This is a genomic window from Brevibacillus ginsengisoli (genome assembly GCF_050113715.1).
In the GTDB taxonomy this organism is placed as follows: Bacteria; Bacillota; Bacilli; order Brevibacillales; family Brevibacillaceae; genus Brevibacillus_H; species Brevibacillus_H ginsengisoli.
Genome location: NZ_JBNJQR010000002.1, coordinates 1 through 16,309 on the forward strand (window position 1 = coordinate 1; position 16,309 = coordinate 16,309).

At 34.1% G+C, this 16,309-nt stretch carries 17 protein-coding genes and 2 pseudogenes; all 19 read left to right on the forward strand.

The genetic code is table 11. The features are described from left to right. Positions 1 to 379 precede the first annotated feature (379 nt). On the forward strand, positions 380 to 1,234 hold the full coding sequence (locus ACQCN2_RS03535; protein WP_426927522.1) for a hypothetical protein: 855 nt from the start codon (positions 380 to 382) through the stop codon (positions 1,232 to 1,234). 55 nt (positions 1,235 to 1,289) lie between these two features. Then, positions 1,290 to 1,481 (forward strand): hypothetical protein, encoded by a 192-nt coding sequence (locus tag ACQCN2_RS03540; protein ID WP_426927523.1) that lies wholly within the window; start codon positions 1,290 to 1,292, stop codon positions 1,479 to 1,481. Positions 1,482 to 1,519: 38 nt separating this feature from the next. After that, positions 1,520 to 2,968 carry a TOTE conflict system archaeo-eukaryotic primase domain-containing protein gene (locus tag ACQCN2_RS03545; protein WP_426927524.1) on the forward strand — a complete coding sequence of 483 codons (1,449 nt, stop codon included), beginning with the start codon at positions 1,520 to 1,522 and terminating at the stop codon, positions 2,966 to 2,968. Between the two features lie 208 nt (positions 2,969 to 3,176). After that, the gene (locus tag ACQCN2_RS03550; RefSeq protein WP_426927525.1) at positions 3,177 to 3,419 is read left to right on the forward strand and encodes a hypothetical protein; all 243 of its coding nucleotides are present in this window, start codon (positions 3,177 to 3,179) and stop codon (positions 3,417 to 3,419) included. A gap of 225 nt (positions 3,420 to 3,644) precedes the next feature. Further along, positions 3,645 to 4,487 (forward strand): hypothetical protein, encoded by an 843-nt coding sequence (locus tag ACQCN2_RS03555; protein WP_426927526.1) that lies wholly within the window; start codon positions 3,645 to 3,647, stop codon positions 4,485 to 4,487. A 570-nt stretch (positions 4,488 to 5,057) separates the two neighbouring features. After that, a complete protein-coding gene (locus ACQCN2_RS03560) occupies positions 5,058 to 5,606 on the forward strand; it encodes a hypothetical protein (protein WP_426927527.1) in 549 nt (182 codons plus the stop codon). A gap of 306 nt (positions 5,607 to 5,912) precedes the next feature. Next, positions 5,913 to 6,236 carry a hypothetical protein gene (locus ACQCN2_RS03565; RefSeq protein ID WP_426927528.1) on the forward strand — a complete coding sequence of 108 codons (324 nt, stop codon included), beginning with the start codon at positions 5,913 to 5,915 and terminating at the stop codon, positions 6,234 to 6,236. A 44-nt stretch (positions 6,237 to 6,280) separates the two neighbouring features. Then, entirely contained in the window at positions 6,281 to 7,054 is a 774-nt protein-coding gene (locus tag ACQCN2_RS03570) for a CPBP family intramembrane glutamic endopeptidase (protein ID WP_426927529.1), read from the forward strand. A gap of 24 nt (positions 7,055 to 7,078) precedes the next feature. Beyond that, positions 7,079 to 7,660: a hypothetical protein gene (locus tag ACQCN2_RS03575; protein ID WP_426927530.1), complete on the forward strand. Its 582-nt coding sequence runs from the start codon at positions 7,079 to 7,081 to the stop codon at positions 7,658 to 7,660. 976 nt (positions 7,661 to 8,636) lie between these two features. Then, positions 8,637 to 9,266 (forward strand): recombinase family protein, encoded by a 630-nt coding sequence (locus ACQCN2_RS03580; protein ID WP_426927531.1) that lies wholly within the window; start codon positions 8,637 to 8,639, stop codon positions 9,264 to 9,266. Between the two features lie 247 nt (positions 9,267 to 9,513). Then, entirely contained in the window at positions 9,514 to 10,245 is a 732-nt protein-coding gene (locus tag ACQCN2_RS03585) for a zinc-ribbon domain-containing protein (protein ID WP_426927532.1), read from the forward strand. A gap of 139 nt (positions 10,246 to 10,384) precedes the next feature. After that, positions 10,385 to 11,209 (forward strand): hypothetical protein, encoded by an 825-nt coding sequence (locus tag ACQCN2_RS03590; RefSeq protein WP_426927533.1) that lies wholly within the window; start codon positions 10,385 to 10,387, stop codon positions 11,207 to 11,209. A 68-nt stretch (positions 11,210 to 11,277) separates the two neighbouring features. Further along, entirely contained in the window at positions 11,278 to 11,445 is a 168-nt protein-coding gene (locus tag ACQCN2_RS03595; RefSeq protein ID WP_426927534.1) for a hypothetical protein, read from the forward strand. An 810-nt stretch (positions 11,446 to 12,255) separates the two neighbouring features. After that, a pseudogene (locus ACQCN2_RS03600) lies at positions 12,256 to 12,357 on the forward strand (sporulation initiation factor Spo0A C-terminal domain-containing protein); the annotation flags it as partial. A gap of 230 nt (positions 12,358 to 12,587) precedes the next feature. Beyond that, complete coding sequence (locus tag ACQCN2_RS03605) at positions 12,588 to 12,881, forward strand: hypothetical protein (protein ID WP_426927535.1); 294 nt, start codon at positions 12,588 to 12,590, stop codon at positions 12,879 to 12,881. 446 nt (positions 12,882 to 13,327) lie between these two features. Further along, positions 13,328 to 13,519, forward strand: a complete 192-nt coding sequence (locus tag ACQCN2_RS03610; protein WP_426927536.1) for a transcription initiation factor TFIIIB — start codon at positions 13,328 to 13,330, stop codon at positions 13,517 to 13,519. A gap of 191 nt (positions 13,520 to 13,710) precedes the next feature. Beyond that, entirely contained in the window at positions 13,711 to 14,124 is a 414-nt protein-coding gene (locus ACQCN2_RS03615; protein WP_426927537.1) for a GNAT family N-acetyltransferase, read from the forward strand. Positions 14,125 to 14,576: 452 nt separating this feature from the next. Further along, on the forward strand, positions 14,577 to 15,545 hold the full coding sequence (corA, locus tag ACQCN2_RS03620) for a magnesium/cobalt transporter CorA (RefSeq protein WP_426927538.1): 969 nt from the start codon (positions 14,577 to 14,579) through the stop codon (positions 15,543 to 15,545). 252 nt (positions 15,546 to 15,797) lie between these two features. Further along, a pseudogene (locus ACQCN2_RS03625) lies at positions 15,798 to 16,145 on the forward strand (DinB family protein); the annotation flags it as partial. Positions 16,146 to 16,309 lie beyond the last annotated feature (164 nt).

The window sequence follows — 16,309 nt, forward strand, 5'->3', positions numbered from 1 at the left end:
CGGGTGACCTTGAACATACCCATCCAAGCGGAACAAAATATATATTTGGCAAAGAGTTTACAATTATTAACGCTGACGGTTCTCGCTATACATTAGGTAAAAATTTCGTTGCAGCGCCATCGGGAAATGCAAAAATTACTGGTCAGCGAATCGACCTGAATTAGAAAAGTAAACAAAAACAAATGGAGGTGTAAGGTGTGAGAGGTAAAACGTGATAATTGCCTAGTGTGTACTTATTAACAGGACATGCTAGGCGTATTTGGGAGGAAATGTTTTAGCGATTCGGTAGTCCAACGATTTAAAAATGTCAAAGAGCAATTTGCATAATAGATAGAGAAAAATAATCGTAGTACACATGGCAATTAGTGTCTTTCATGCCATGTTTATGAAGCAAGAATTCAAACAATTGTTTCCGCAATGGATACATTCAGTTTCAAGCAATGATAAACTCATCCTTACAAATGATATAGACTCTCTTTTCTCATGCGCTATCCTCAAAGCCCTTTTCGGCTGTGAGGTTGGGGCATTTTTTGATTTTAAAACCCTTTATAACTTTGGTACAGCATACAAGGGAGATCAATTGATTGGCGTTGATTGTGCGGTAGAATATAAAGATTTACGAACATTCTGCAACCATCAAACCCGCTTCAATGCTAACGACAGAGTTAATCCTAATTCAGCCAATCCAAACAGCGTACAGACTTATAAAAAGTATTACGCCAAATATGGAATGTCAACACTCATGCTTATTTTATCGCTTTACGATGCGTGGGATTTACTTTTGATTCCTGGTCACGAAGAACTAACGTATGAGCAAAAGGTTTTTCTCTGGGCAGTTGATTCGTCATATAAAGGATACACATCATATCCAACACATACAGACGTTTATAAGAGCCATATTTGGTATCAAGAGATGTTAGGGTTAGATCATATTGTAGATGTGCTAGTACGCCATACAGAGCCATATACAAGCGTACAGAAGACATATGGATTAAGTGATCATATTAATGTGATAGATGGCAAATTACATACAGATATTGAGATAGAGATGATACAAGCGTTGTTTCCAAGGTTGGATTTATCTTTACCAAAAGAAGAGGTTATAGAGAAGTGTAGATTTGATACATTCGGAGGCACGTTTAGCTACATGAATAAGAACAGCATAAATGATTTATTCAGTTTGGCTATCACAAGCCCGAATTATTATGTCTGCTCAAAATTAATTACAGCTTAAATTACAGGGGGATTGCCTTAGGGCAGTCTCCTTTTAATGAAGGAGAGATTTGAAAATGAAAAAATACTTTTTTTGCTATAACGGATCAGTGGCAAGTTACCTAAAGCATATTAAAGGAATCCCATTCATCACAAACGCTATCAATCCAAAGGATGGACGACATTTTTGGTTATTTCCTCAGACGGAAGAGTTGTCACAAGGTTTAAACGATTACAGAGAAATGAGAGAACAGCAAAAAAGAGCGTAGTTGAATGATTACGCTTATTTCTTTCAAGACCTAGGGAGATGATACTTATTGAAACAAAAACTTTAATTAAACAATTGAGCGATCTATATATTATCCAACGAAAAAAATACTTAATTCAATATCCAAAGCAATACATAACATGCCAAGCTGGACATGCCAGTAAAGAAGGAAAGAAAACGAAACCTTTAACCGATTGGCATTTAGAGCAGCATTTAGAGGCTAAATTTACTATAGGAACATTTGGGGGAGTAATCAAAAGTAAGTTCATTACATTTGACGTGGATTTTCATAATAAGCAAATGGCTAGATGGATCACATATAAGATTGCGAACACTCTTTCCGATTTTGGATTGAGTGATTTTTACATAAGTTATAGTGGCAACAAAGGGTATCATATAGACTTATTTTTTGATGATTTGATTTCAATAGATCACGGTCAAAAATTCTATAATTTTATTATTGATGAAGCGGATATTCGCCAATACTTTTATGATGGCAATAAGGTAGAATTTAGACCGACTGACAAGCAAGGAATAAAATTACCTTTGGGTAAACACCAGAAGTCAAAGAAGTATTGCGGATTTTGTTTAGTTGAAACTGGATTAAAAGTAATGACCAAGAAACAAAGCGGAAAATATCTAATGACCATTAAGAAAATTAATTCTTATGCTGTCTTAGATATTATTAATGAGAATAAGAGAGATAACATTGACAGAGAAACATTTGTCAAAACAGAGGACGCAATCGCACAACATAAGCCATTGCCACAATATGAACAGACCGAAGAATATAGCGCAAGTATGGCAATTGATTACTTACAAAATGGATTGAAGGGAAAAGGGAGTAGAAACAAAGCAACCTGTTTAATTGCGACTTATCTAAAAGAAACTGGCCTAGAACCTTACGAATGTAAACAAATTATGTATGTTTGGATGCAAAAACAGGACACTAAAACATATGATTCAACATTGAAGGATTGCCTCGATAATATAGATGAAGTTATCTATTATGCCTTTAAGAATGATTATAAACTTTCTTCAGTAAAAAGGGATTTGACAGTTTCATTTGCTGAAATTGACTCTATCATACATAGCTGTCCAGATAAAAATCAGAAATTACTTGCCTATACATTATTGATACATAGCAAACGCCACTCAAACGAGAAAGGCGTATTTTTTATGACCTTTGAAATGATGGAAAAAGCAACTGGATTAGTTAGAAAAACTTTACATACACAGATTGGTAAACTTGCAGAACTTGAAGTGATTGAAATTGTTGAACGTGATCGAAAAGTAAAAGGTGGTAATCATAAGCCAAATTTATACCGGATGACATTGAAAAATGAATCTGAAAATGTTGAAACTAATCAAATGTTAATGTATGAAACTTTACCATTATCAAATGTACTCAGATATTTTTATGATGATAGTCAATTGAAGAAGTTAATGCCACGTAGACAATTCAATCAATTGGTGAATGTTGGTTAAATAGGTTTAATAGTTGTATGTTTAGTATTTATTTATATATGAATGTTAAGAAGTATATAGTTAAACCTTAGCGTCTATTAACTGTCCTCTGTTTTACGAGTTAATAATAATACTTATTGTGTGTAAAAACGTACACACTGAATTAATATCTGATAGGAATACTTGGAAATGGAATTACCTAAAACTATTAAAACTGGAGGCTATACTTATGAAAAATGAATTACGGGAAGCGATCAAAAGTATTGAACAAATAAACATTGAATTGAGAGAAAACAATATCCGCCTTAGAAAATTAGGAGAGGAAATGGGCGTTGTATTTGATGAGCATAAAGAAATCAAAACAGATTTACAAATTATCATTGAAAAACTGGTTCACAATGAAGAAAGATTAGATTCCATGTTACAGCGATATGAAGAAAAAGATTTTCTGGCATTAAAGGCGGTGCAGTAATGAATATTTATGACGCTCTTGAACAAGTGAAGAACATCAGGTGCTAAAGCAGCATACGCTAATGTTCAACATGAACTAGAGGAAGAGGATGACGATTTGGAAATTTAACACTCGTTTTCTGAATCGAAGTGACATTTACTTATTGTCCTAAGAAAAATATGTCCATCTTAATAGGGGGAAATTCATAAAAATTTGTTATAATTCCTAATACATAGGAGGTGAGTTATGGACTTGCTAGGGGATTTAAAAGAAGTTTTAATTGATATTTTCAAGCAATATGAGATAAATATCCCAAGAGACCAAGAAGTAGACAATTTATTGACTTGCTATTTAAACTTAAAGTCAAAATTGGTAGTACCATTTCCTAGAAAAGTTAAAATTTCTCACGACCTTAATATTAAAAATTTACCTATACCTTTTAAGCAAGCATATGATTTCATTAAACATAAATTTGAGACTGGTCAAGAGGTTAATCCACATCTAAGTAAAGGTATCTTTAATATTGAAAAATCTGATGGTCTATTAGTAGATTGGGGTATACACCATTTACATCTAGAAACTCAAAAAGATAATGAAAAAAGTTATTTTTATAACAGATCTGACTATCTATTATTTTTCATGCTATCAGGTAGGGAAGTGTATTTTATACAAGTATTACCACATAAGCAGAAACATTTATGGGGTTATAAAGAGTTACTGAGAATAGTAAAGAGAAACTGGTCGTTTCTGCTTGAACCATATAGACTTCCTGAAGTAAAGTCGATAAGACCAATTTTGTCTGAAAAAGAAATAATTGATGCACGAAATAGTGGAAGTTTAACATTGACTGAGATTGATGGCGATGTTTACTTTCCAATAAATGGTGGACTTACTACAGCAAAAATAGGGATTCAACAAGTGCGAAAGGCAGACACATTAATAACAAACTTAAGAAACTTTGAAGAAAGATTGAGGCATCAATTTAAAGGATTAACTCCAAAAAAGCGACCAAAGATTAAGTTAATTAGAGATGAAACTCTGCTGTGTATCATTAAAGAGAGAACAGGCGAAATAATAGCCTATTTATAAGATTTAATCAAATACGCACTGTATAAAGGTGATCATTGAATTGGTCGCCTTTTTTAGTATTGTCTGAAAGGATGTGAAACGATGGCAGTATTAACTAAAAAACAAAAACTTGAAAAGATAATGGGTTCATTTGAATTGGTAACTAAGAATTTCAATCTAATTATCGATAATAGATCCTTTAGTTATGAGTAAGTAACAAATCTAGAACGTGTCGGCGAGTGAATTATTAATAAATTATGTAATACAGGCAATTAAATTGTGTTTTTATTCGGAATTTAATAAGGTGCGGTAAATTTGACGCAGGTAGTACCAAATTTCGTCTTACCTTTTTAGTTACTCAGTGGAAAACTTCGTTGAGTGTGTTTTTTTTTTTTTATGAAAAATAGAAATACTGAAAACGCATTATTTCGTTTTCAGAAGGATTGTAATGAAGCGGGATAACATTCACTTCTCATTATATTTAGAATTCTTGTCTAGGTTCTAGATAATCTAATGTATAATATTGGATAAGGTATCGTTTATAAATTTTGAAATATGTAGGTAGAATGTTTTGAGGAAAGGAGAATTTGAATGGTAGAGAATGTTTCATCGGAGATTTACTCTATAATTCACTCGATAGTTAAAGATATCTGGATAAATGACATTAGAGATGACTACAAAAAGGATAGATTAAGACTTGAAGGTTCATTTCAATGCAGCATGTATTATCATTTGAGAAGAAAAATTGGGGAGCAGTTTTTGGAAGAAAATAATCTGTCCATCTATGCGGAATATAGTTATTTAGGTAAAAAAGTTGACTTGGCAATTGTCTTTAACAACAGAGGAACCAGTGAACCAGTAGCGCTATTTGAGCTTAAATACAAAAATTCTACAATTGATACCACGTTTCAAAAAGATGTTAAAAAAGTATTCCGTTACATAGAGCAAGAACCAAAAGGTGCTAAATGGAAACATTATCTCTGCTTTATTCAAGAAGCTGAATTTGAGGAAATGACAGATGATTTCTCATGGATAAGTAAAGAACTCGTTAGTCTCACAAAGGGAAGAACTGTTGAGTTAACTGGAGGTCTTTATAAGGCATCTGAAGAAAAGGATTATTGGATTATCGTTGAACATTAAAGTTCGTTTTAGATGAAAGAAGATATTTAAGAGACTTTTAAAACTGTGAGGGAATTTTGTGAAGCAATACCATGTAGTATTTTACCTGTCAATCCATGAAACTAATGTGGCTGTTAATACAACCGTACAGATCAATGAAGATATTAGCTTACTATCTAGAGATGACTTACTAGAGAAGATCTATGAATTAGCACAAGACAATCTGCAAAAAGTCGGAATAAAAATCGATAACTACTATGTTGATGATATTTCGATAACAACTGATTTTTAGATATAAGATGGTTTTCATCAGACAGGAGTTGAATTATGAAGTATGTAATATCTGCAATTACAGGTTTGTTTGAGGAATACATTGATGCGGATGAAGCTGATTATGTAAATCCACCAAATTTAGAACTAACTCAAGAATTGTATTCTCCTGAATTAATAATGAACCACGTTAAGAATCATCTTAAAAGGGAAAATCATCTCATTAATTTCTTTTATCAATTGAGTGTACTTGATAAAGATGGTAATAGAGTGAATTTTGAGGCTCTATCTTACCACAATGATTTAACGTTACTTTCACGTACAATTCATAACCCAATTACAGAAGAGATTGTTAGTGAATACCAATATCCAATGAATTGAAGATTTAAAACAATAGAATCAATGATAATCAGAAAGGAAGTAAGATGATAAGGTTTCTTTGTGAATTAATCGCCAGATGTTTCTTGTTTTTTGTTGGTATGTGGTTATTCTCCTGGTTTGGAATGAATTTAGGTGAGTATAGTACACCAATATTTTTGATTTTAGCAAGCATGGTTATCTTTAACCTGACTGATCGGAAACATTGGTCATTAGGTTTAAAACACGATGCACTGATATTTGACTTGCTAAAAGGTATTTTTTCAGGTTCTATTTCCATAGCGTTTGTATTTACAATCGTCTATCTCATTGGTGGACATAAGATTGTAGGTATCATTTTTGATAAAGGGGCACTATATGAATGGACATTATTTTGTGTATTAGGTGCACTTGGAGAAGAAATATTTGTAAGAGGGTATCTTTATGGATTTATTAAGCACCATTTTGGGGTAGCTACTTCTTATATTGTTAGCTCTGGACTATTTGCTTCATTCCACTTTATAAGATTGGGCATCAACGTGTATTCAATATCTACATTGTTCTTAGCTGGATTTTTATATGCTTACATGAGAGAAAAAACTGGAGCAATTTGGCTATCATTCGGTTTTCATTTTGCATGGAATTTTATCTCGGGTGTATTAGGAATATGGAGAGATAAAACAATCTTGTTCAAAACGGTGTTTGCTCAAGACCCTTTGATAAATGGAGGAGTATACGGGATTGAAGGCAGCGTAATTACCGTATCATTCTTTCTGCTTCTTGTAATAGTTCTATTCATTAAAGATCAAAAGCGTAGTAACATCAGTTTTCAATTAAATTGAGTAGGTAATTTGAGGGGGTATATCATGCAATCATCAATAAAAGTTGATTGGGCTAACATATTAAAGTTATGGGAAATTTATGAAGGTATCCTTCCTACGATAGTCGAAAAAAAGGTTGATAAAAGCGTTTTTTTATTTGATGACTGTACAATTATTGATTGGTGGGAAAAGAATACAATAGATTATCGGGTAAAAGAAATCGAAAAAAAAGGGTTCAGAAGAGATGCTTTCAATGGTACTGGAATTGGGTTACTAAATACTGGTAAATTACTAATGTCTTATCCAGATGAGGAAAGCCAGATATTAATTTGGATCTATGCATCTATTTTTCAAATGATTAAAAACTTTCCAGAAGAATGGCGTGGGGAGACTTATGAATTTTTAATAAGTGTTGATTTAATGCTACGTAAAGAATTGATTAATCGTAATATTGGAAGTTTGAGCCAAAATACCAAATACACTTTGCCAATACAGATTACGACACATATCTTTACTGATGGCATTATCAAACCCCCAAAGAATGTAAATGGACTTATAAAAATTGTAGTACTGGAGTCACATGTAATTAATTCAACTTGGAATTTGGTCAACTTATTTCCTGAATAGTCATTAAACAATTTTCAAGTACATAAGAGAGTCAGAGATTTGAGCTAATTAACAACTATTCAAACATATAATTAGTGACCTCATATTATTTTAATAAATTAAAGCATTAAATCACATCTATCCAATTAATAATGTTATTTCACGATACGATTTTTGAATTATTATAGCATGTAATAATCCTTGATTTTGCTAGATTTTTAAAGAGTGTCTCTTTTCTGTCATTTTGTATTAAATGGCTGTAAGCCTTGATATATAAGGGTTTTCACGATAACTGCCACGATAACATTTTCGATACCTAAATATGGGTGTGGTTTCATACTTATGTAACTATGAAACCTTGATACCTAAGGGCTTGTACGATGTGAGAATGAAGAGTAGAATCGTTACAGCATGAAATTTAGACGATGGTGCAAGATGAACCTGTGCTGCTGCTTCTCAAGAATATACTCTGCACTTTGATAACAGATTGAAATCCACTGAACGGAATTTTCCGTTGAGTATCTAACCATAAAAGGAATACTGGTTCAATTGCTATACACTATTGATTTTTTCCTACTCACCAATTGATGCTTTTAATAACCATCTATAGATTGTTCTACAAAACCATACAATACCTTTATACGTGCCATAGATGACCATCAATATGCCCTTGAAAATTAGTTCAATAAAGATATACCCAAAGAACTCTAACAAGGACGTGATTATCCATTCAAACATCTCATCCCCCAACTTCCCATTATTAAATACTGGAGTTAAGTATAGGGTGTTTTGTAGGTATCGTCATTGGAAATTATTCCATCCAAAATGAATGACTCATAGTTTATAAAGGTATACTTTTAGGACGTATATGAATCTACCATTAAATCACGTTTATAAAAGTTAAGAAAACATATTACAAACGTTTATAAAATATCATTTACCTTTACAAACACTTTTAATATAATAGTGGTATTAAATGGTAAGGGTGAAGCGGATTATGGCTAATATCGGTTATGTACGTGTATCAAGTATCGGACAGAACATAGAACGACAGTTACATAAGATGAATGAGTTAGGCATTGACGACAGATTCATATTCATTGATAAGCAATCAGGTAAGGACTTTGACAGACCACAATACAACGCTATGAAATGCGTCATACGTGAAGGTGATTTAATCTACATTGATGCTCTTGACCGTCTTGGAAGGGATTATGACGGTATCATTAGAGAATGGAAGCATATCACAAGGGATTTAAACGCTGATATTGTAGTGTTGGAGAACGAAACGTTATTCGATAGTCGTAAGTTCAAAAGTATGGGTGACATGGGTAAATTGATGGAAGATCAATTCTTATCGTTACTCTCATATGTAGCTGACCAGGAACGCCAGAAGATTAGGCAGCGACAAGCGGAAGGTATAGCAATAGCCAAGAAAGAAGGAAAGCATTTAGGTAGACCACAGATGAACCTAGACGCATTGAGTAAAGAACAGACGAGTATATTAGAAAAATTATATCCAGCGTGGAAAAATGATGAAATTACTGCAGTTGAGTTTATGGGGAAACTTTATTTAAAGAAGAATACATTCTATAAAATTGTCAAGGAGTATGAGTCCATTGTCTAGTTCAATGGGCTTTTTGTTTGCATGAATTGAATGGAGAGGTCGGGGGATATTTACATCCCTGAGAGGAATGTACATTCTTATAGGGTGGAGAACACATCTAGGCTTCTAGGTAGGTTATTGAGAGAGACGATATAGAATGTACACACCCGTGGTAAAAACCATACTACAATTTGGGGTTTCTCCAAAATTATACAAATAGTTCTGGTGGTATGGTAAAATCGTCCTATAAAAGTATAGGAGGATTTTTATGATTTGTAGAAATTGCGGAAACAGTTTACCAGATGATAGTCAATTTTGTAATAAGTGTGGATGCCAGATTGAGACTGATAATGAAGTGAATGAAAGTCAGAATAAATTCCTAAATGATATGAGTATTAGTAACCAAAAAATCTTATCGGATGCAGAAACTGAAAAACCTAAAAGAAATATGAAAAAGTTAATTGTAATGTGTTCCATACTAATTGTAATTTTAATCTGTAGTGGTGGCGTTTGGTATTATCAATACACTCAAACACAAGAGACGCTAAAATTAGAGGAAGCTAAACAAAAGTACGCATCTGACTTAAAAGCAGTTGTTTCTCGAATTATGGATATCTCTGCTAGAGCAGAAGACGTTAATAATAAATATTCAGATGTATGGAGCGAAGTCATTGATCGAGGTGTAATTACAATAGGTGGAAATTTGGCTTTCGATTTTAATAAAGCGATACAATTACAACAGGAGGAATTTAGTAATAAAATAAAATACATTACAAGTAATAAAGAGTTAATTGCAAAGGAATTGAATAAGTTAAATCACCCACCCAATGAATATAAAATAGCTTATGATATTACTGTTGAGCTATTTGGAGTATTTACTGAATTCACATCTCTTGCAGAGTCGCCAAAAGGTTCATTAACATCATTTAATCAAACAACTGATAAATTATCCTCTGAAATATCAAAAAAATACCAGGAATTTAAGGTAAGGATACCATGACTGCCCTTTGAGGCAGTTTTTTCTTTGTTAGAGGGGAATGATCTCACGACCACATGTTACATAATTCGCTAAAATCATACAAATAGATAGAATGATATGGTAAAATTCTCCTGTAAATCAATAAAGGGGGGATATTTAAGTGATTAAAAAATTTTTATTCTTTTGTTTTTATTCTTTTGTTATAACTTCTGTGTTAGGTTGTTCAAGCCTTGATAAAAGTGGGTTGGAGAGATTTAGGTCAGCATTTATGAATAGTGACATTATTAAACCATATCTAAGTGGTGATATAGAAATTGTAGACACTGGCACTAGCAACATGAAAGAATATACATTTCATTATTTCACTGTTGTGGTAAATGCAAATAGTAAATTTGAGGAACTATCGAAAGATGATAAATATTATGCATTATTAAGTGGCATAAAAATATTAAAGAAAGAGAGTAATTCATTAGGTGGAGGTGATTTTTTCTGTGGAGAAAAACAAATATGTTCTTTTAAAGGTGTATCATTTAAAAACGGTAACAACACATATTCAATGTTAAATTTTGATTCTACAAGAACAAATGATTATGTTTATGAGATGGAAATTCCAAATGAAGAACCTTACAGACCTTCAGCGGAACAACTAAGACTAGATGAATCTGTTAAAAAAATATTAAGTGAATCGGATAGTAAAACAAAAAGTGATTCATATTCAGTTGAACCCAGTGAAGATAATAAGGCATTTGCATGGACTGCCTCTATAGAAGCGGTGAAAGATAAACTTAAAACGCCTTCAACTGCTGATTTTCCATTTAGTTATTTAAACGAGGACATTAAAGAGGTAGGAATAAATACCTTTGTTGTTAAATCTTATGTCGATGCTGAAAATTCATTTGGTGCAAAAATACGTTCTAATTTTACAGTGAAAATAAAGAAAACAGGAGACAATTCTTATACCGTTGAAGATATTTCTATTAATTAAATAAATTATCTGTTAAATCTACTCTTCATGGGGTAGGTTTTTTTTGTGAAATAAAGGAGGAATCACAAATGACCAATCAAGAACGCATACTGATTAAAATTAAGTCAATCAATCCATCACCTAATGAAGTTTCCGTTTACTCAGCGGAAAGTGGACTAAATGCCAATGATACATATAATCCATCGGAAAAAGCACAGACATGTCAGGGACAAAAGAAGGTTAGTGACCACTTGTGACCCTCCTTCAAGATGCAGGAGCGTCCAAATTTATACTGTCCTCCAAAATGTAGGAGTCTGCAATTTTGCTGAATCGTGTAATGCGGCAAAGGGAGTAACGTTTTGTTCACCCCCTTCTGACATGGACTAACAAATAGTTAGGGGGACGTGAAACACGAAGTAATCACTTAGTGGGATCGGCAAATCACCCCAAATTCAAATTTGAATCGGAGTTAGAAAATGGAAAATTATGTTCACAGGGCCGAAAGTTTAGCCGTGAAAATTCAAATATGGTGATTCGCCATGTCTGGCGAAAAACACGACACAAGGTTATAGGTCTGCTAAAAGATTAGCTTACCTTCGAATAAAGTAACGAAACGTGAGGTCATTGGACAATTGCCCATTATCTTATATAACGACAAAGGGTCGGCAAATCACCGAGTCCTTCCTGTATAGGGAGTAGGAAAAACCGATACCCATTACTCAAAAATTAGAAAAAGAACTGGAGTTGATTTTTAATGGATTATACATATCCTTTGCTCAGAGCACTTGGATTCATTTGGTGAGTTGTACTGTAAGGAGTAAGGAGTTTCGTTTTGAACGAGAAACAGAGGTTCAAGATAAACCTGAGTTTAAATGCGTATCCAAGCCTGTCGGATCGAAACCTGATGTTTTTTTTACATTTGCCCCCATTTTTATATATGGTATAATTTAGTAGTCACAACGAATTAGCCAACTAATATCCAAAAGGGAAACCGATAAATATCTTTCAGAAATCAGTTGAAGGAATAATTCTGACAATTTTATAACCCTTGATAGTACTGAATTTGTCTGTTTGGTTACACCATATCCAACTCCAAGGCGAAGCCAACGAACTCCGAGTTTATTGCGATGGTAGCGGACAAGCTTCGGATTGAGGCGAAGATTAGTTAAATGTTGTGTTATCAAGGGTTGAAGATTCATTAAAAAATCTATGCAACTGGTTTTCAAATTTATTGATTTCCTCCATTAAGGACTGAATGGGGGATTTTTTTTTGATGATATCGAAGTAACGCTGCAGCTATAAAAGAGGATGTTATATAGAGTAAAAAATGTAGTGAATTGTATTTAAAGGAAAAATTCACTTATGCCGAAAGTTTAATAAATAGGAGGGGGTGTAAATAGTGTCGGAGTATATCAATTCAGTTGCGCGAATGGTTAGTAGAATTGCCGGGTTAACTTTATTTTGTAGTTTTATTGCCGGAATAATATACGGTAATGTTGAGATACCAGCTACGTATTCTACAGTTTCAGATTCGAAATTTGTTTGGACGATTGTTTTGACATGGTGGGTAGAAGGAATTATTGCTTTTGGCTTTCTTTTAGGATTTGCTCAGATCATTGAATTGCTGGATAGGATTAATAACAAACTGAATGATGTTGAAGTAATTAAAGAGCGTTTAAACAAAGTTTCCTAAGTCACTCCATTGAGTGGCTTTTTATGTAATATCGTCAATACAAAAATCCATTCTAGATTTTAAATGAATTAATGTATAATTTTGGATGAGATTGAATATGAATTTCTCCCATATATCGATATCAAAGGGAAGAAGTATTTTAGCAAAAAAGAAATCGTTAAGTGGATTCAATATAGCATGGAGAACAAAGGTATGTATTTAGAACAAAAATTGCGATAAAATAATCGTTTTGAATTGGAAAGGGATAGTGAGAGACATTGACTTGTTATTCGGAATACTAATTATCGTTGGGATTATAACGATTTATGTCGCTATAAGAAAACTCAATCAGAACATTATCACTGAAATTGACTAAATGATAAGATTATTAACTGATTGAATGAAGAATAAGTATACCAAATTGGGATTTAATTACGATGAAAATACTATTTGAAGGTGGCATAAAGATGAATACGGAGATTCAATGTCCTAAGTGCGGTGGCAATGAGATAGGCAAGGGAAAGCAGGCTGGGGATGCAGCAGTAACACCTATAAATAAGTTCTATTTAATTGGATCACCCATCATTCATAACATTTGCTTAAATTGTGGCTATGTTGTTGGGAGTTATGTAGAAAATCCATCTAAATTTAAAAGGTAATTTAGATGTTAGTTGATGAAATGCAAATACAAGGTGCTAGCTATTTTCTCAAGTATGGCGGTCATGATCACGATCATCTAGTTATATTGACTGATAAGAATCAAGGCCTTTATAGATTTCTATGACAAGTTTTTATGGGATAAACAAGCGGTGAAAGAATAAAATGGGAATTAATTGAACAGGGGCTAATGATGAAAATAACATTCGCAGATCCATTTCTATCCGATGATGTCGCTTTCTTCTTTAAGGACAACATTCAAGAGAATAATGACGGCATTTCTAACATGGAATTTTACTGTCCTGACGGAGCAAGAGCTGCTGTCCGTAGAAGACAAGTGATTGTTGCTATAGATCATAATCAAATTGTCGGTGCATTGCGCTTTTATCCTCGAAAGTCCGATCAAACTATCTCACTATATCAGTTTGCAATTCGCCCTAGTCATCGAAAACAGCAGGTAATGGATAGGATGCTTCAGATTTTGGGGGATTATCCGATACAGGTGTCATGTCCAATTCATTCAACAATGAATGAGTATTATAAGAAAAGTGGTTGGAGATTAAGAGAGCAAAAGAAGGACATTAACATTTGGGAATGGATCCATTGATATTTTGATCGTTAAGGGGGGACGAGTATGAAACAATTTCCTTTTATCATTCTTTTAATAATGTTAATTGTCACAATACTAACAGTTAGGTTTCCGAAGTATCGCAGCTTAAGTCTTATCGGATCAGGTGCTTTACCTTGTGTTATGTAAATGTCTTCCCCTGAGCTGTGGGTGCTCGAACTATTAGCGTTTGTGGTAGCATATGCTACTGAATTCTGGAGGATTAGGAGATCTAAAACATAGCAAGGGATAAAGATGCCATTCAAAGGTAATCATCCCATAACGTTAATTCATATTTAAATGAATTGTTTTCCCTCATTCCTATGAAATGAGGTTTTTTTATGAGCACATTTTACATCACATACATATTTCCACCGCAATAATTAGATAGAATAATAAAACGTTGAAAAATGTTACTAAGTAAAGCCGAATACAGATAAGGTGGAATTAATATGATCCAAATTCTAGCTATGACCATTGATGGGGAAATCATCAACGGTCTTTCCATATCAGACGTACCTCATGAAAAGTTCAATTGGTATTGGGTTGATTTAGATAGACCGACTGATGATGAAATAAAACTTCTGTCCGAAAAGTTTTCGTTTCACAAATTAGCGGTAGAGGATTGTCAACATCACGTAACGAGACCTAAAGTTGATTTTTATGGGAAATACAACTTCTTCGTACTCCATTCGCTTAAAGGTGATAATTTGGAGCCAGAAGAAGTTGATATGTTTCTCTCAACCGAATTTATCGTTACGTTTCACAAGGAGAAAAACGAGACGATTACAAGAGCAATGAACAAGCTGGTTGATCGGCATAATACGACCACGAGTACCATGTACATTGCTTATCTGATTATCGATTCGATGGTGGATGACTTATTTCCGCCTCTCTTAAAGATTGAAGATAGACTTGGCGAGATTGAGAACATGTCCGTGAAAAATGCCTCCAGCCACATCATTGATGCAGTTTATGACATTCGTTCTGATATCCTCAAAATGAGACGTGTAGTGAATCCAATGCGTGATCTTCTGTACCGAATTGTGAATTCAGAACGCCTTGAACTGAATGACGAAAAAAAACTTCACTTCATGGTGGTCTATGATCATCTGTTAAAACTCTCCGAAAAACTTGCAGATGACCGTGACACATCAGCAGATATTCTTGAAAATGTGAATTCCATTCTGAACCAAAAAACAAACGAACTAACATTGAAAACAAATGATACCGTACTACTTCTTACCGTTATTTCAATCATTTTTATGCCATTGACCTTTATCGTCGGCGTATATGGAATGAATTTCGAATACATTCCTGAACTTCATTGGAAATATGGGTATTTTATTGCCTGGGGCGTTATGATTTTACTTGTGATCATTATGATCGGTATTTTCAAGAAAAAGGGTTTGCTAAAATAATCAAGGGGTACCGCTAGCAAACTGCTTATCGATTAATCGATTCACTAGGATGCATTTATAGAAATACCTAAAGGAAAAAATGGTTGATGCTGGAGTGAGAAGGCATGCCGTTATTCAGCTCTCAGGCAGAATAACGCAATATCATAGTCGGTTAACCAAAGAGTTTTCCACTCTACTGGAATTAATTGTATGATAAATCATAAGGAGGAGAGGAAATTATGGTCAAACAACTGATCGTTGGCGACGCAATGCATGAACTGGCAAATTGCTATTTTTCAGTACCCGGAAATCGATCTCTCGACCGTGCCGCTGTGGCGGGAGGCTTTGGAAAGACGAGCTGACGTTCTGGCGGAGTTCGACTCGAATGTCGGCAAGTTTGAAAGGTTGCTCGCTGAATGCGACGAGAAAACGCTCGGTGAGGAATGGACGCTGCGCCACGGCGACCATATCATTTTCCGCGAACCGCGTGCGATCGCACTACGTACCTTCGGATTAAGCCACATGGTCCATCACCGGGCGCAGCTCGGGGTATACTTGCGGCTTCTTGATATTCCGATGCCGGGCATCTACGGTCCCTCGGCCGATGAGGAAGCCCAATGAACTAGGTTTCTCATTCTAATATGCGCCAAAAAGTAGAATGTCTGGTATTTGAAGAAATAAAAAAGAATGGGTGACGTTACAGTGAATACTGTAGAGTCACCCATAATGATTAGTTAAGTTAAACGCGGAAAACATATGCGAAGAGCCATCCCTGTATTAAACCC

Bases quoted from the DNA above. Each gene is read 5' to 3' on its own strand.
- ACQCN2_RS03610 (WP_426927536.1), top strand. From the start codon at position 13,328: ATGAATACGGAGATTCAATGTCCTAAGTGCGGTGGCAATGAGATAGGC.
- corA (WP_426927538.1), top strand. From the start codon at position 14,577: ATGATCCAAATTCTAGCTATGACCATTGATGGGGAAATCATCAACGGT.
- ACQCN2_RS03565 (WP_426927528.1), top strand. From the start codon at position 5,913: ATGAAGTATGTAATATCTGCAATTACAGGTTTGTTTGAGGAATACATT.
- ACQCN2_RS03560 (WP_426927527.1), top strand. From the start codon at position 5,058: ATGGTAGAGAATGTTTCATCGGAGATTTACTCTATAATTCACTCGATA.
- ACQCN2_RS03550 (WP_426927525.1), top strand. From the start codon at position 3,177: ATGAAAAATGAATTACGGGAAGCGATCAAAAGTATTGAACAAATAAAC.
- ACQCN2_RS03545 (WP_426927524.1), top strand. From the start codon at position 1,520: ATGATACTTATTGAAACAAAAACTTTAATTAAACAATTGAGCGATCTA.
- ACQCN2_RS03535 (WP_426927522.1), top strand. From the start codon at position 380: ATGTTTATGAAGCAAGAATTCAAACAATTGTTTCCGCAATGGATACAT.
- ACQCN2_RS03570 (WP_426927529.1), top strand. From the start codon at position 6,281: ATGATAAGGTTTCTTTGTGAATTAATCGCCAGATGTTTCTTGTTTTTT.
- ACQCN2_RS03580 (WP_426927531.1), top strand. From the start codon at position 8,637: ATGGCTAATATCGGTTATGTACGTGTATCAAGTATCGGACAGAACATA.
- ACQCN2_RS03615 (WP_426927537.1), top strand. From the start codon at position 13,711: ATGAAAATAACATTCGCAGATCCATTTCTATCCGATGATGTCGCTTTC.
- ACQCN2_RS03575 (WP_426927530.1), top strand. From the start codon at position 7,079: ATGCAATCATCAATAAAAGTTGATTGGGCTAACATATTAAAGTTATGG.
- ACQCN2_RS03540 (WP_426927523.1), top strand. From the start codon at position 1,290: ATGAAAAAATACTTTTTTTGCTATAACGGATCAGTGGCAAGTTACCTA.
- ACQCN2_RS03595 (WP_426927534.1), top strand. From the start codon at position 11,278: ATGACCAATCAAGAACGCATACTGATTAAAATTAAGTCAATCAATCCA.
- ACQCN2_RS03555 (WP_426927526.1), top strand. From the start codon at position 3,645: ATGGACTTGCTAGGGGATTTAAAAGAAGTTTTAATTGATATTTTCAAG.
- ACQCN2_RS03585 (WP_426927532.1), top strand. From the start codon at position 9,514: ATGATTTGTAGAAATTGCGGAAACAGTTTACCAGATGATAGTCAATTT.